The organism is Bradyrhizobium murdochi (genome assembly GCF_000472965.1).
Taxonomy (GTDB): Bacteria; Pseudomonadota; Alphaproteobacteria; order Rhizobiales; family Xanthobacteraceae; genus Bradyrhizobium; species Bradyrhizobium murdochi.
Genome location: NZ_KI421483.1, coordinates 32,251 through 47,642 on the forward strand (window position 1 = coordinate 32,251; position 15,392 = coordinate 47,642).

The window sequence follows — 15,392 nt, forward strand, 5'->3', positions numbered from 1 at the left end:
GAGAGCCCCCTTACCGCGGCGCCATGCGGATGGCGCCGTCGAGGCGGATGGTCTCGCCGTTGAGCATCGCGTTCTCGACGATGTGTACGGCGAGCGCGCCGTATTCGTCCGGCTCGCCGAGGCGGGCCGGATGCGGCACCTGGGCGCCAAGGCTCTTGCGGGCTTCCTCGTTCAGGCCCATCAGCAGCGGCGTGAAGAAGATGCCGGGGGCGATCGTGTTGACGCGGATCTTCAGGCTGGCGAGGTCGCGCGCCGCCGGCAAAGTGAGGCCGACGATGCCGCCCTTCGAGGCGGAATAGGCGATCTGGCCGATCTGGCCTTCATAGGCCGCAACGGATGCGGTGTTGATGACGACGCCGCGCTCCTCGCCGACGGGGGCCGCGGTGGCGAGCCGCTCGGCGAACAATCGCAGCGCGTTGAAGGTGCCGATCAGATTGACGTTGATGATGCGGACGAACTTTTCCAAGGGATAGACGCCGTCCTTGCCGACCACGCGCTGCGAGCCGCCGATGCCGGCGCAGTTCATCAGCACGCGCGCGACACCATGAGCGGATTCCGCCTTGGCGATCGCCGCCTTCATCTGCTCCTCGCTGGTGACGTCGGCATGAAGGGCTACGCCCTTCACTTCGGCCGCGACCTTCTCGGCATTCTCCTTGTTCTGATCGAGCACGCCGATCTTGGCGCCCTTCGCGGCCATGGCGCGGGCGGTCGCTGCCCCTAAGCCGGAGCCACCGCCGGTGATGAGAACGGCAACGTCTTTCAACTGCATGGTAACAACCTTTCCTTCCTTTGGCGTTTCTTCTCTAGATGGCGAATGGCGAATAGGGAGTAGCGAATGGAATGACGGCCCATTCGCTACTCGCTACTCGCTATTCGCCCGTTCAACATGCCGCCGCAGATCAGCGCTTCCATGTGCTTGATGTATTCGCGGCAGACTTCGTCGGTGACCGGACCGACCCCGGTCGCGCGCGACATCGCGTGGCGGCCGAAGAACAGGTGATCGCAGGCGCCGATCAGGCTGGTGTAAAACATGACCGGATCGACCTTGCGGAACTCGCCGGCCTTGATGCCTTCGGCGAGCAGGCGGCGGTGAAAGTCGAGCAAGGGCGCGACAAAGAATTGCGAGACTTCGTCGGCGGCTTCCGGACTGCTCTCGTGCAGGAGATAGTGGATCAGCCGGTTCATGTAGGGGAACTGGTGATAGGCGCGGATGATGCCGCCGATATGCAGGCGAAGCTTTGCCGTCGGCGAGATCGGCTGGCTGATTAGATATTCGAGCTGCGACATCTCGGTCGCGGCGTCACGGGCCAGAAGCGCCAGTAACAGCCCGTCCTTGTTCCCAAAGTGGTATTTCACCAGCGCGGCGTTGACGCCCGACTTCTGTGCGATGTCGGACAGCGACACCTCGATCGAGGCGCGCTCGATCATTAGCTCGCTCGCCGCCACAAGCAGCTTCTCGGCGGTGGTATTTTTGCCGCTCGGGAGCCTGGTCGGTACGCTGGTATTCAACGGTGATCCCATCACTGCTGAGAGGCGAAAATCTGGCCGCACATAAGCGCATGCCGCGGCTGCACTCAAGAGTTAATTGATTGATTGACTAAATCCCGCAGCCACCCTTAAATCCGGCCCATCTTTCCAAGCCACAAACAACATTCAGGGAGAACAGACATGGCCGAGGCCTATATCGTCGCCGCCGCACGCACTGCCGGTGGCCGCAAGGGCGGACGTCTCGCAGGCTGGCACCCGGCCGATCTCGCCGCTTCCGTGCTCAATTCGCTGGTCGACCGCACTGGCGTCGACCCGGCCCAGATCGAGGACGTGATCATGGGCTGCGTGATGCAGGCCGGCGAGCAATCCAACAACGTTGCGCGCAACGCGGTGATGGCCTCGAAGCTGCCTGAGAGCGTGCCCGCCACCTCGGTCGACCGGCAGTGTGGCTCGTCGCAGCAGGCGCTGCACTTTGCGGCGCAGGCGGTGATGGCCGGCTCGATGGACATCGTGATCGCCGCCGGCGTGGAATCGATGACGCGGGTGCCGATGGGGCTTGCTTCGTCGCTGCCGGCCAAGAACGGCTTTGGTCATTACAAGAGCCCGGGTATCGAGGCGAAATATCCGAACATCGTGTTCAGCCAGTTCACCGGCGCGGAAATGATGGCGGAGAAGTACGGGCTCTCCAAGGACCAGCTCGACGAGTACTCCTACAACAGCCATCAGCGCGCGATTGCCGCGACGCAAGCCGGCAAGTTCAGGGATGAAATCGTTCCGCTGCAGATTACCCGCGCCGACAACTCGACTGACACCCACCATATCGACGAAGGCATCCGCTTCGACGCCAGCCTCGACGGCATCCGGGGCGTCAAGCTGATCGCCGAGAACGGCAAGCACACCGCCGCCAGCGCCAGCCAGATTTGCGACGGCGCCTCCGGCGTGCTGGTGGTCAACGAGAAGGGCCTGAAGTCGCTCGGCGTGAAGCCGCTGGCGCGCATCCATCACATGACCATGATGGGCGGCGATCCCGTGATCATGCTGGATGCACCGCTGCACGCCACCAAGCGGGCGCTGGAAAAGGCCGGCATGTCGATCAATGACATCGACCTGTTCGAGGTCAACGAAGCCTTCGCGGCCGTGCCGGTGGCGTGGCTGAAGACGACGGGCGCCGATACGGACAGGCTCAACGTCAATGGCGGCGCGATCGCGCTCGGCCATCCGCTCGGCGGCTCCGGCACCAAGCTTATGACCACGCTGGTCAATGCGCTGAAGCAGAACAACAAGCGCTACGGCCTGCAGACCATGTGCGAAGGCGGCGGCATGGCCAACGTGACGATCGTGGAAAGGCTGTAAGCTGCGAATAGCGAATGGCGAGTAGCGAATGGTGAGTGGGCAGGGCTATCTGCTTTCCCTATTCGCCATTCGCTACTCGCCATTCGCGCTTTGAGGATTCCCTATGTCCCACCCCTCCATCCACGCCCGCAACACGCCGAACAAGATCGCCTACCAGATGGCCGGCACCGGCAAGGCGATCACCTATCGCGAGCTTGACGAGCTTTCGAACCAGGGCGCGCAATTGTTCCGCAAGCTCGGGCTGAAGGCCGGCGACCACATCGCATTCCTGATGGAAAACCGCCTGGCGTTCATGGAGATCTGCTGGGCGGCGCAGCGCTCGGGGCTCTATTACACCGCGATCAGCCGCTACCTTACCGAGGAGGAGATCGCCTATATCGTGAAGGATTGCGGCGCCAAGGTTTTTATCACCACGCCGCAATGCGCCGACAAGGTTAAAGGCCTGATCAAGGGCGAACCCGGCGAACCGCTGTTCTTCATGGTCGACGAGCCTGCGCCGGGATTCCGCTCCTGGGACAAGGAAGCGATCGCGATGCCGGTGACGCCGATTGCGGACGAGGTCGCCGGCTATGACATGCTGTATTCCTCCGGCACCACCGGGCGGCCGATGGGCATCAAGAAGGAGTTCGAGGGCAAGGCGATCGACGTGCCGAACCCGCTGTTGAAAATTCTCTGCGCCGACATGTGCGGCATGTCGTCCGACAGCATCTATCTGTCGCCGGCGCCGCTCTATCACGCAGCTCCCCTGCGCTTCAACATGATGGCGATCACGCTCGGTGGCACCTCCATCATCATGGAGCATTTCGACGCCGAGGAATTTCTGAAACTCGTCGAAAAATACAAGGTCACGCAGTCGCAGCTCGTGCCGACCATGTTCGTGCGGATGCTGAAATTGCCGGACGAGGTGCGCGCGGCTTACGACGTCTCGACGCTGAAAGGCGCGATCCATGCCGCGGCACCCTGCCCGGTCGACGTGAAAGCGAAAATGATCGAGTGGTGGGGGCCGATCCTGATCGAATACTACGCCGGCTCCGAAGGCAACGGCGTCACCGTTTCAACTTCGCAGCAATGGCTGACCCATCGCGGCACCGTCGGCCGCGCCGTGGTCGGCAAGGTGAAAATCCTCGACGAGAATGACGAGGAGAGACCGACCGGCGAAATCGGCACGGTCTATTTCGCCGACGCGCCTGTTTTCACCTATCACAACGATCCCGAGAAGACCAAGAAGGCCTACAACACCAAGGGCTGGTCGACGCTCGGCGACGTCGGCTATCTCGACGCGGAAGGCTTTCTCTATCTCACCGACCGCAAGAGCTACATGATCATCTCCGGCGGGGTGAACATCTACCCGCAGGAGACCGAGGACGTGCTGATCACGCATCCTGCCGTTTCCGACGTCGCCGTGTTCGGCGTGCCGAACGAGGAAATGGGCGAGGAGGTCAAGGCCGTGGTGCAGCCCCACGACATGGCCAAAGCCGGCAAGGATCTCGAGGCCGAACTGATCGCATTTTGCCGAAAACATCTGTCGCCGATCAAGTGCCCGAAGAGCATCGACTTCGAAGCCGAGCTGCCGCGCACGCCGACCGGGAAGCTGGTGAAGCGGCACCTGCGCGACCGGTACTGGCCGAAGCCGGCGGCGAAGGCGTAAATCTCTCCACAGTCGTCCCGGCGAACGCCGGGACCCATAACCACCGCTGTTGATCGCTTTACAAAGCTGGGGCCACGGCCTTTTATCGCGGCGAACATTTGTGGTTATGGGTCCCGGATCGCGCTCGCTACGCTCGCTTGTCCGGGACGACAAGGGAGTGCGCCGGATGAACACAACAGCTTCCCTCCCCGACATCCCGCTTCCCTCCTCCATCCGCTCCCGCACCGTCGACAGCATCAACGGCCTCCGCATGCACGTGCTCGAAGCCGGCTTCGAGACACCCGGCCGTCCGTGCCTCCTGCTCCTGCACGGCTTTCCCGAACTCGCCTATTCCTGGCGCAAGGTGATGCCGGTTCTCGCCAGCGCCGGCTATCACGTGATCGCGCCGGACCAGCGCGGCTATGGCCGCACCACCGGATGGGATCCGGACTATGACGGCGACCTCGCCTCGTTCCGCCTCACCAATCTGGTGCGCGACGCGCTCGGGCTGGTATCGGCGTTCGGCTACGCAAGCGTCGATGCCGTGATCGGGCATGATTTCGGCTCATCGGTCGCCGCGTGGTGCGCGCTGATACGGCCCGACGTGTTTCGCTCGGTCGTCATGATGAGCGCACCGTTCGGCGGGCCTCCATCGCTGCCGTTCAACACCGTGCACGAGCCCGCCAAGGCGGCCGATGATCCCATTCACCGCGAGCTCGCCGCGCTGCCACGCCCGCGGAAACATTACCAATGGTATTACTCGACGCGCGAGGCAAATGCCGACATGCACAGCGCGCCGCAGGGCGTGCATGATTTCCTGCGCGCCTACTACCACCACAAGAGCGCCGACTGGAAAGCCAACCAGCCCTACCCGCTGAAATCCTGGAGCGCGGAAGAGATCGCAAAGCTGCCGACCTATTATGTGATGGACCTCGCCAAGGACATGGCCGCCACCGTCGCCGAGGAAATGCCATCGGCCGCCGAAATCGCCGCCAACAAATGGCTGCCGGACAATGAGCTTGCCTTCTACAGCGCCGAGTACGAGCGCAACGGATTCCAGGGCGGGCTGCAATGGTATCGCTGCGGCACCTCGGGCGCGTTCGTGCCGGAATTGCAGACATGGTCCGGCCGCACCATCGACGTGCCGTCCGCTTTCATCTCGGGCAAGCAGGACTGGGGCACCTATCAGCGCCCCGGCGTCTATGAGGCGATGCAGTCGCGAGCCTGCACCAACATGCTCGGCTGCCATCTTGTCGACGGCGCTGGCCACTGGGTGCAGCAGGAGCAGCCCGGCGAAGTGAGTCGGTTGCTGATGCAGTTCCTGCAACAAGCAAAGGACAACGCAAAGACAAAGCCGAGCCGGTAGCATACCGGCAGGAGAGGACCGCCGCTGTACAGCTATTGCTCTTGCCGCACGCACCCAAACTGAGCATCATCCGCGCCGTATCCGGAACAGAGCGGAGCGTACGCCTTGGCCAAATCGCAATGGAGTTTCAAGACCGCCGTTGAACTGTCCACGGCGCTTGCCGCGAAGAAGGTCTCGGCCGTTGAACTGGCCGAGGATGCAATCGGCCGGATCGAGCGGCACGACGCGAAGATCAACGCGATTTGCGTTCGCGATTTCGAGCGCGGCCTTGCCGCCGCCCGCGCCACCGACGCCGAACTGGCGCGCGGCGTGAAGAAGCCGCTGCTCGGCATTCCCCTGACGGTGAAGGAATCCTACAATATCGCGGGACTACCGACGACATGGGGTATTCCGGCGCAGAAGAATTTCGCGCCAACCGAAGACGCATTGTCGATCTCGCGGGTCAAGGACGCCGGCGGAGTTATCCTCGCGAAAACCAACGTGCCGCTCAACCTCGCGGATTGGCAGAGCTACAACGACATCTACGGCACCACCAACAATCCCTATGATCTCGGCCGCACGCCGGGAGGCTCCTCCGGCGGATCGTCGGCGGCGCTCGCTGCAGGCTATGGCGCCCTCTCGCTCGGCTCCGACATCGGCGGCTCGCTGCGCGTGCCGGCGTTCCATTGCAGCGTCTATGCGCACAAACCGACGTATGCGCTGTTGCCGTCGCGCGGCCATACAGCGCCGCCGGCTCCGCCGCTGCCATACGAGCGCGATCTCGCCGTGATCGGTCCGATGGCGCGCGGCGCTGCCGACTTGTCGCTGCTGCTGGACGTCATGGCCGGTCCCGATCCGCTCGAGGCCGGCAAGGCCTATCGCCTCGAGTTGCCGGCGGCGCGCCACACGGACTTGAAGGACTTCCGCATTCTCGTGATCGACACCGATCCAGTGTTGCCGACCGACGAGACCGTCCGCGGTACTATCGACCAGCTCGCCAGCAATATCGAGAAGGCTGGTGCCAAGATCTTCCGCTCGAGCCCTCTGCTGCCTGACTTCGCGGCCTCTTCGCGACTCTACGTGCGGATGCTGCTGTCGTTCCTCGCCGCGAGTTTTCCGGCGGATGTATATACCGGCGCTGCGGCCGCGGCCGCAGCCCTGCCGGCAGATGACAGCAGCCTTCAGGCCGAACTGACCCGCGGCATCGCGCTTAGCCACCGCGACTGGGTGATGGCGAGCGTCGGACGGACGCGGTTGCGCGCGCAATGGCGCGAGCTATTCAAATCGTTCGATGCGGTAATCTGTCCGATCATGCCGACACCGGCCTTTCCGCACGATCATACGCCCGACCAGGCACAACGCCGAGTCCTGATCGACGGCAGGGCACATGCTTATACCGATCAGTTTGCCTGGCCGGGCATCGCCACCCTACCCGGCCTGCCCGCGACCGCGATCCCGACCGGCTTTTCGCCGGACGGATTGCCGGTCGGTGTGCAGATCGTCGGGCCGTGGCTGGAGGATCGGACGCCTTTGAGGTTGGCCGAGCTGATCGAGCGCGAGTTCGGCGGCTTCAAGCCGCCACCGATGTTTGATGATTGAAGATACCTCGTGCCGGGGAGTTGCGCGCAAGCGCATCTCCTCGCCGGGAGGGTGAAGCGGTATCGTTGAAAGCGCCATGCGGACTTTCATTCGAAGCGTCATCGCCATCGTCGCCGGCTTCCTGCTGATGTGGCCGCTTGGCTATGCCTATGCCGCGCTCGGCTGGCCAACGTTCCACTTGTGGGGGCTGATGCATGGCACCTTTGTCGCTGCCTGGCCTACCCTGTCGATCCTGGTATTCCTGGCACTGGGGTATCTGCCGCTTTTCCCGCGCGTCGACGACGCAGCGCTTCTGATCGCTGGCCTTGTTTGGGGTCTGTTGCTGGCCACTGCTTTCAACATCCGCCACGCTCTCGGCTTTGAGATTGCCTATGGCCTGTTCAGCGCCACGGCGGTTATCGTTGCAGTACTATGCATCTTTGCCAAACACCGGCTCCGTTTGGCGCTGCTCGTGGTATCGCCGCTTGTTTTCCTGAACTTGGATCTTCTGCTGGTGCCGCCGGCGCTTGAACAACTCGTGTCTCGAGCCACCTTTGATCTCAAGCAGCTCTTGCCGCCCGTCGCCTTCTCGCTCGCGGGTTACGTGCTTGGCTCGCTCGCCCGTGTCGTGATCAAACGCTCGCCGATAACAGCGTGATAGCCGCTCTGCAGTGACGACCAAGAACCGGAGGAATCATGAACAACGACCTCGCCGAGCTGACAGAGCTCAACCGCGACTATGTCGCGTCCGTGCAGAATTCCGACGTCAAACGCTTTGACGAAATCCTCGCAGCCGATTTCTACTGCTCCAATCCCGACAAGTCGCTGGTCGATCGCGCCACGTTCCTGCAACAGACCGCAAAGCCTGTCGCGATCAAGAACCTCCGCGCGGAAGACGTGAAGATCCGAATCCTCGGCGATTTCGCCATCATCCACGCAGCGACGAGCTACACCACGCCGGACGGCCAGCAGGCTCATGGGCGTTATACCGATTGCTGGGCGAAGCAGAATGGCAAGTGGCTCGCGGTGTCGGCGCATGTGTCGCGGTGAACCAACGCCGTCATTCCGGGGCAGCCCGCCAGGGCTGAACCCGGAATCTCGAGATCCCGGGTTCGATGCTTCGCATCGCCCCGGGATGACGACGTTGTCGTCAGCTATCAAACACGATCACGCTGCGTAGCGTCTTGCCGGCTTTCATGTTGGCAAAACCTTCGTTGATTTCGGAGAGTTTCAGCTTGGCCGAAATCCAGTCCTCGAGATGCAGCTTGCCGCGCATGTAGAATTCGACGAGGCGGGGCATGTCGACGCGGAAATGATTGGAGCCCATCGACGAGCCCTGGATGCGGCGCTCCCTAAGGAAATCGAAGCCGTGCAGCTCGATCTTCTGGCCGAACGGGATCATGCCGACGATGGTCGCGGTGCCGCCGGCCGCCAGCATCGCGAAGGATTGCTCGGCAGTTTCCTTGCGGCCCAGCACCTCGAAGGAGTGATGCACGCCACCATTGGTGAGTTCGCGCACCTGCTGCACCACGTCGCCGCGGGAAGGATCGACGATGTCTGTGGCGCCGAGTTTTGTGGCCAACTGCAGCTTGGCCGGATTGGTATCGATCGCGATGATGCGGCCGGCGCCAGCGATCGCGGCACCATTGATCGCGGCCATGCCGACGCCGCCGCAGCCGATCACGGCCACCGTTTCGCCGGCCTGCACCTTTGCGGTGTTCACGACCGCGCCATAGCCGGTGATGACGCCGCAGCCGATCAGAGCCGCGAGTTCCAGTGGCATGTCCTTGCGGATTTTGACGATGGCGTTCTCGTGCACCAGCATCTGCTCGGCGAATGACGAGAGATTGAGGAACTGATGAAGCTTTTCCTCACGCGCCCAGGACAGCCGGTTCGACTGACCGGGCAGCATCTTCACGGTCGTGTCGGTGCACAGCACGGTCCGGCCGGTGGTGCAGTTATCGCAGGTGCCGCAGAACACCGAAAGACACGTCACGACGTGATCGCCGGGCTTTACATAGGTGACGTCGGAGCCGACCTTTTCGACGACGCCCGCCGATTCATGGCCGAGCACGGCCGGCAACGGGTGCGGATACAGTCCCTCCATGAAGTGCAGGTCGGAATGACAGAGGCCGGCGACGCGCGTGCGGATCAGGACTTCGCGCGGGCCGGGATTCGGCACGCTGACCTCCTCGATCACCAGCGGCTGGTTGACTTCATGCAGAACGGCGGCCTTCATCGGTGCTTCCCCTTCAATTCTGTTATTTTTGAACCAGTACTGGCTGCAGCCTACGCTGCGACAAGCAATTCGCCAACCTCGGCCATGCCGACGCTGCGTTCGCCGAGCAAATGGCCAGTGATCGCGCGCTGGGCGGCATTTTCCGCAAGCCGGAACGGATCGCTCGGCGTGACGCGATGGTCGACCACCATCCGCGACAGCAACAGTCGCCTAGCGTCGCCGCGCATGTCGTGGATACGCCCGCCCTCCCAGGCCAGCGCAACGGCGCTGGCGACATGATAGAGGAGGCTGGTGGCGCGCCGTGCATCGCCCTCATTGTCGGTGCGGCTGGCGACCTCGCGGGCAAAGCCGACTGCGCGGTCTGTCAGTTCACGTAAGCGCTTGCGCCAGGCTTGCGGCACGCTGGTGCTCTCGTCGAGGCGGGCGTGCAGATCGGCCGCGAGCGCGGCGTCGGCGCCGTGGCGCCCGACCGCGCGGGTCAGCGCGTCGATTGCGACGATGTTGCCGGTGCCCTCCCAGATCGATCCGAGATGGGCGTCGCGCAGCAGCCGCGCGGTGGCAAACTCCTCAATGTAGCCGATGCCGCCGCGCATCTCCAACGCATCGCCGCAGACTTTTCGCGCGTCGCGCGTGGCGCGGAATTTCAGCGTCGGCGTCAGGATGCGCAGCAGCGCCGCCGCGTCCTGGCTGCCGGCTTCCGCGCGATCGAGCGCGTCGGCCGTGAGAGAACTCATCGACAGCGCCTGCTCGGTCGGCAGCATGATCTTCATCAACTGCCGCCGCGCCAGCGGCAGGTCGATAATGCGCTGGCCGAACACCACGCGGCTCTTCGCCACCGTCATCGCGTCATGGTGCGCGCGCCGCATCAGCGCGGTGGACTTGACGCCATTGGACAGCCGCGAGGAGTTGACCATCTCGGCCATCTGCACGAAGCCGCGGTCGAGCTTGCCGACGGCGTAGGCAATCGCGCCCTCGAACTTAATCTCGCCTGACGCCATCGAACGGGTGCCGAGCTTGTCCTTCAGGCGCACGATCCGGTAGTGATTCTGCGAGCCGTCATCGAGATACCGCGGCATCAGGAAGAGACCTACGCCGCGCGTGCCGGGCCCCGCTCCTTCCGGCCGCGCCAGCAGCATCACCACCTTGGCGTCGGCATTTGAGCAGAACCATTTCTCGCCGTAGAGCCGCCAGTGATCGCCTTCCTGCACGGCCCTCGTCGTCAGCGTGCCGACGTCAGAGCCGCCTTCCTTCTCGGTCATGAACTGGCCGCCTTGGGTCAGCTTGCTCATGTCGGTCTGGGTCAGGCCGTCGAGGTATTTTGCCTTCAGCGCATCGCTGCCGAAATTGTTGAGCAGTTTCGCGCAACCATCCGTGACGTTGATCGGACAACCCATGCCGAATTCGGTCTGATTGAACAGGAACGTGAAGGCATGCTTGGCGACGACGGGATATTTGTCCGGCCAGCCCATGATGCCCTTGCGGATCGACATCGCGTGAATGCCGAACTCGCCGAACGCGGCTTTCTCCAGCTCGCGATAGGCCGGGTGATATTCGATATACTGGATGTCGCGGCCGAACTTGTCGCGCTGGTGCAGCACCGGTGTGTGGCGGTCGGCAAGCCGCGCGCATTCGTCGAGATAGCCGCCGGCCAATTCGCCGAGCCGGTCGAGATGCGGCTCGATATGGCGAAACAGCGCGTCCGGCAGATGCAGGCGAAGCAGATCCGTCAACGCCGGATCGGCACGGTAGAAGTTCATCCCCGTCGTATCGGGTGCGAGCAATCCCGGCTGATTGGCTGACGCGGCTGCACGGTCTTGCATGAGTGGATGCATTTTTAGCCCTTGTTCGTTCCGCCCGATGTTGGTCAACTATCGATAACGCGGGCGGACGTGCCGTCAATAAGCATAATTGGAGGGCCGCCATGGCGGACGATTGCCAGGCGGAATCGGGTTCCTAGATTACCTAATCCCCACCATCCGAGGACTGCGCCCATGGAATTGCCAAAATACAAGATTGCCCTGATTGTTGGTGTCGGCGAGGGATTGAGCGCATCGCTGGCGCGACTGTTCGCGCGCGAAGGCATCAAGGTTGCGCTTGCCGCGCGCAAGATCGAGAAGCTTGGCGCGCTCTGCACCGAGACCGGCGCCCGCGCCTTTGCCTGCAACGCTACCGAGGCGGAGGAAGTCGAGCGTCTCTTTGGCATGGTCGAGCGCGAGATCGGCACGCCCGATATCGTCGTCTATAACGCCAGCGGCCGCGCACGCGGCGCCTTCACCGACCTGGTTCCGGCCGAAGTTGCAAATGCGATTGCAGTCTCCGCCTTCGGCGGCTTTCTGGTGGCCCAGCAGGCGGCGACACGCATGCTGCCGAACAAGCACGGCGCGATCCTGTTCACCGGCGCCTCCGCCAGCGTGAAGGGCTATCCGCAGTCGGCGCCGTTCGCGATGGGCAAGTTTGCGCTGCGTGGGTTGGCCCAAAGCATGGCGCGCGAATTGTCGCCGCAGGGCATCCATGTCGCGCATTTCGTCATCGACGGCGGCATTCGCAGCGCTGCGCGTACGGAGCCTGCCGATCGGCCGGATTCAATGCTCGATCCCGACGCGATTGCGCTGAGCTACTGGAACGTGCTGCAGCAACCGCGCAGCGCCTGGACGTGGGAAGTGGAGCTGCGGCCCTGGGTGGAGAAGTTTTGAGACGTGAACCCGTAGGGTGGGCAAAGGCGCTTGCGCCGTGCCAACCATCTATCGTCGCGCGCGCTCCTCGATGGTGGGCACGCTTCGCCTTGCCCATCCTACCGCTCCTCGCAATGACGGAAAAACAACGACACAGGGGCCACCATGACCACCGAAACCAAAATCGACACCGGCACCGACGAACTGCTCTGCGTGATCCGCGACCGCGTCGCCATCATCACGCTGAACCGCCCCGAAGCGCGCAACGCGTTCTCGGATACGCTGACGCCGGCGCTTCGCAGCATGATCAAGAGCTGCGGCGAGAACCCCGAGGTCGGTGCGCTCCTGCTCACCGGCGCGGGCACCGCATTCTGCGCCGGTGGCAACGTCAAGGGCATGGGCGCGCATCGCGACAAGAAGAAGCTGGAGATGTCCTATAACGAGAAGGTCGCCGACCTGCAGGAGCGGCAGCGCCTGCTGACCGGCGCGCTGGCCTCGGTGCGCAAACCGACGATTGCGGCACTGCCCGGCCCCGCGGTCGGCGCCGGCCTCGCGCTCGCGCTGGCCTGCGATATCAGACTGGCGGCGCAATCCGCCTTCATCTCCACCGGCTATGTCCGCGTGGCGCTCTCCGGCGACTACGGCATCGCCTGGCTGCTGACGCGGCTGGTCGGAACGTCGCGGGCGCGCGAACTGATGTTTACCGGCGACAAGGTCGATGCCGCCAGATCCGAGGCGATCGGCCTCGTCAACCGCGTGGTGCCCGACGACAGACTGCAGACTGAGGCCTTCGCGCTTGCCAAATCCATGGCCGAAGGCCCGACGCTGGCGCTGCGCTACATCAAGGACAATCTCGACGAAGCGCTGCAATTCGATTTCGCCACCGCGCGCGACCACGAGGCCGAGCGCCTCGTCCGCCTGACCGCCACCGGTGATCACAAGGAGGCGGTGCAGGCCTTCATCGACAAGCGCAAGCCGGTGTTCAGGGGAAGCTGAGTTCCTTTTCCGCGGGTAGCGGAAAAATGGCCCGGTTCTGGAGCGGCCAGAACCGGGCTCAGTGGTCAAACCGCAAGCGAGGACATTGCGCGGGGAGAGACGGCGGCAAGCCGCCAACTGGCGCATGGGATTTCCTGCGGTTCGACATGGATATCTTTCTGGAAGCGCGTCAGCCTCCAGTCGCCGGGCGTATTGGTGAAGCCGTAGCCGGACTTGCGGGCAAGCGCGATCATGGCATCGTTGGAACGCAGCGTGTCGCCGAAGATGCGCTCGGCGCCGAACGCGGCCGCGCGGCATTCGAGGTTTTTCAACAGCGCCCTGCCGATGCCGTGGCCCTGCCAGCGATCGTCGATCGAGAGGCCGAATTCGATTGCAGCGCTCTCGCTGTCGAAGGCATAGCGCGCCTCGCCGACGATGGTCTCGCGGCCGTCGACCGGCATGGTCGCGACCACACTGAACCGATCCGCTTCGCCGACCTGGATGAAGCGATCAAGTTCGGACGGCGGCAGTTCGCTGGCGGCGCCGAGGAAGCGGTTGTAACGGGAGCGCGTCGAAAGCGCGCGGAAATAGTTCTGCAGCGCCTCGGCGTCGCGCGGCTCGACGAAGCGCACGGTCACGGCCTGGCCATGCCGCGAGCGCAGCACGTCCGAATACTGCCTGAGATCGTCGAAACGCATCGTGGTCATGGCGCGCTCCCGTCGGTCCTCAATGAAAATGGCCGGCGTCCCCCAGACGAGGCGGCGTCGGCCGGCTGCCACTTAAGCCCGCCAGAACGGTTTTTCGGCCTCGTAGGCAACGTCGCTCCAGGAGACGCCGATATCGTGCAACTCCCGCTCGGACCACTTGGCCAGCTCGCGGCGGGATTGGTACCGCTGCCGCCAGACATGGAGGGTCTCGGCCAATTGGCTCAGAATCCCCGGTCCATGATGATTTATCATCGATTCATGCGTGTAAGTGGACATTTTCCGCTCCTGTAGTAATCTGTTGGCACTAATATCTGCGCTTCCAGGGCCGTTCACAAACGACACTTTGTACCGTTTCGGATGATATAAACTCATGTATTAAGGGAGCATCGGAATGACCGGCAGACTGCCGTCGCTGAATGGCCTGCGCGCCTTCGAGGCAGCCGCCCGGCATCTGAGCTTCACGCAGGCCGCCTCCGAGCTGAACGTCACGCAGACCGCGATCAGTCACCAGATCAAGCGGCTGGAGGAAGAGCTCGGGGTCCGCCTCTTTGTCCGCCAGAACCGCTCGCTGACATTGACGGCGGAAGCGCAGGAATACCTTCCCGGCATCCGCGCCGCCTTCAACGATCTCCGGCTCGCGACCGACCGCCTGCTGCGGAAAGACGACGACCATGTCCTGACGGTGTCGACGCTAGCCTCGCTGGCCGCCAAATGGCTGCTGCCGCGCCTCACGGCTTTTCAGGAAGCGCAACCGGGGATCGACGTTCGCATCACGACCTCGATCAACCTCGTCGACTTCCAGCGCGACAAGGTCGACGCCGCGATCCGCTACGGCCGCGGCCAGTGGCCTGGCGTTCGCGCCGACTGGCTGATGGCGGACGAGCTCTTTCCGGTGTGCAGTCCGGCGCTGCTCAAGGGGAACAAGCCGCTGAAATGCCCCGAAGACCTCCGGGATCACGTGCTGCTGCATACCAGCAACGCGAATAGCGACGACTGGCGGCTGTGGCTGACGGCGGCCGGGCTGCCGGCCGATTTTTCCAAACAGCCGGGCGTGACGTTCGACATGATCTTCATGACGGTGCAGGCCGCGATCGACGGCCTTGGCGTTGCGATGGGCCGCACCGCCTATGTGCAGGAGGACATCGCCAAGGAACGCTTGGTCGTTCCCTTCAAGATGGCTTTCCCGGTCGATGCCGGATTCTATCTGGTCTCGCCGGCGGGTAGAGCCGATCCGCCAAAGCTCGCGGCTTTCCGGCAATGGCTGCTCGCCTCCGTTCAGAACCGTCCCTGATTGCGCTGATGTTCCGCACAGGCAGGTGCATGCGACATCGTCGCATGCGGCCATGCTGATTACTGCTGCAGGCGCACGAGAGGCGTGACGCGGCCGTTGCATCCGGCTAGAAAATCC

Annotated in this window: 15 protein-coding genes; 9 read left to right on the forward strand and 6 right to left on the reverse strand. The window is 63.4% G+C overall.

What is annotated here, in order from left to right; all coding sequences use genetic code 11:
* Positions 1-10: 10 nt before the first annotated feature.
* On the reverse strand, positions 11-769 hold the full coding sequence (locus YUO_RS0137830; protein WP_028351744.1) for an SDR family NAD(P)-dependent oxidoreductase: 759 nt from the start codon (positions 767-769) through the stop codon (positions 11-13).
* An 86-nt stretch (positions 770-855) separates the two neighbouring features.
* Positions 856-1,521, reverse strand: a complete 666-nt coding sequence (locus YUO_RS0137835) for a TetR family transcriptional regulator (RefSeq protein ID WP_028351745.1) — start codon at positions 1,519-1,521, stop codon at positions 856-858.
* A 147-nt stretch (positions 1,522-1,668) separates the two neighbouring features.
* On the opposite strand from YUO_RS0137835, the gene YUO_RS0137840 reads away from it, so the two are divergent.
* The 6 genes from YUO_RS0137840 (at position 1,669) to YUO_RS0137865 (ending at position 8,441) form a co-directional block, all read left to right on the forward strand.
* Positions 1,669-2,841, forward strand: coding sequence for an acetyl-CoA C-acetyltransferase (locus tag YUO_RS0137840; RefSeq protein WP_028351746.1), 1,173 nt, complete (start codon positions 1,669-1,671; stop codon positions 2,839-2,841).
* 103 nt (positions 2,842-2,944) lie between these two features.
* Positions 2,945-4,489 (forward strand): acyl-CoA synthetase, encoded by a 1,545-nt coding sequence (locus YUO_RS0137845; RefSeq protein ID WP_028351747.1) that lies wholly within the window; start codon positions 2,945-2,947, stop codon positions 4,487-4,489.
* A gap of 166 nt (positions 4,490-4,655) precedes the next feature.
* Positions 4,656-5,834: an alpha/beta hydrolase gene (locus YUO_RS0137850; RefSeq protein ID WP_035728654.1), complete on the forward strand. Its 1,179-nt coding sequence runs from the start codon at positions 4,656-4,658 to the stop codon at positions 5,832-5,834.
* Between the two features lie 105 nt (positions 5,835-5,939).
* Complete coding sequence (locus tag YUO_RS0137855) at positions 5,940-7,412, forward strand: amidase (RefSeq protein WP_028351749.1); 1,473 nt, start codon at positions 5,940-5,942, stop codon at positions 7,410-7,412.
* A gap of 76 nt (positions 7,413-7,488) precedes the next feature.
* Positions 7,489-8,049, forward strand: coding sequence for a hypothetical protein (locus YUO_RS0137860; RefSeq protein ID WP_028351750.1), 561 nt, complete (start codon positions 7,489-7,491; stop codon positions 8,047-8,049).
* A 38-nt stretch (positions 8,050-8,087) separates the two neighbouring features.
* Positions 8,088-8,441 (forward strand): nuclear transport factor 2 family protein, encoded by a 354-nt coding sequence (locus YUO_RS0137865; protein WP_028351751.1) that lies wholly within the window; start codon positions 8,088-8,090, stop codon positions 8,439-8,441.
* Positions 8,442-8,541: 100 nt separating this feature from the next.
* Here YUO_RS0137865 and YUO_RS0137870 read toward each other — a convergent pair whose 3' ends face one another.
* Together YUO_RS0137870 and YUO_RS0137875 are read right to left on the reverse strand one after the other, a co-directional pair.
* Positions 8,542-9,630, reverse strand: a complete 1,089-nt coding sequence (locus YUO_RS0137870) for a Zn-dependent alcohol dehydrogenase (RefSeq protein WP_028351752.1) — start codon at positions 9,628-9,630, stop codon at positions 8,542-8,544.
* A gap of 50 nt (positions 9,631-9,680) precedes the next feature.
* On the reverse strand, positions 9,681-11,450 hold the full coding sequence (locus tag YUO_RS0137875; RefSeq protein WP_430649594.1) for an acyl-CoA dehydrogenase family protein: 1,770 nt from the start codon (positions 11,448-11,450) through the stop codon (positions 9,681-9,683).
* 171 nt (positions 11,451-11,621) lie between these two features.
* Between YUO_RS0137875 and YUO_RS0137880 the strand changes: the two genes are divergently transcribed.
* Both YUO_RS0137880 and YUO_RS0137885 read left to right on the forward strand, forming a co-directional pair.
* Complete coding sequence (locus YUO_RS0137880; protein ID WP_028351754.1) at positions 11,622-12,323, forward strand: SDR family NAD(P)-dependent oxidoreductase; 702 nt, start codon at positions 11,622-11,624, stop codon at positions 12,321-12,323.
* Between the two features lie 144 nt (positions 12,324-12,467).
* Positions 12,468-13,298 carry an enoyl-CoA hydratase gene (locus tag YUO_RS0137885; RefSeq protein ID WP_028351755.1) on the forward strand — a complete coding sequence of 277 codons (831 nt, stop codon included), beginning with the start codon at positions 12,468-12,470 and terminating at the stop codon, positions 13,296-13,298.
* Between the two features lie 65 nt (positions 13,299-13,363).
* Here YUO_RS0137885 and YUO_RS0137890 read toward each other — a convergent pair whose 3' ends face one another.
* Both YUO_RS0137890 and YUO_RS0137895 read right to left on the reverse strand, forming a co-directional pair.
* Entirely contained in the window at positions 13,364-13,984 is a 621-nt protein-coding gene (locus YUO_RS0137890) for a GNAT family N-acetyltransferase (protein WP_028351756.1), read from the reverse strand.
* A gap of 72 nt (positions 13,985-14,056) precedes the next feature.
* A complete protein-coding gene (locus YUO_RS0137895) occupies positions 14,057-14,260 on the reverse strand; it encodes a DUF1127 domain-containing protein (protein WP_028351757.1) in 204 nt (67 codons plus the stop codon).
* Positions 14,261-14,375: 115 nt separating this feature from the next.
* On the opposite strand from YUO_RS0137895, the gene YUO_RS0137900 reads away from it, so the two are divergent.
* Positions 14,376-15,275 (forward strand): transcriptional regulator GcvA, encoded by a 900-nt coding sequence (locus tag YUO_RS0137900; RefSeq protein ID WP_028351758.1) that lies wholly within the window; start codon positions 14,376-14,378, stop codon positions 15,273-15,275.
* Positions 15,276-15,392 lie beyond the last annotated feature (117 nt).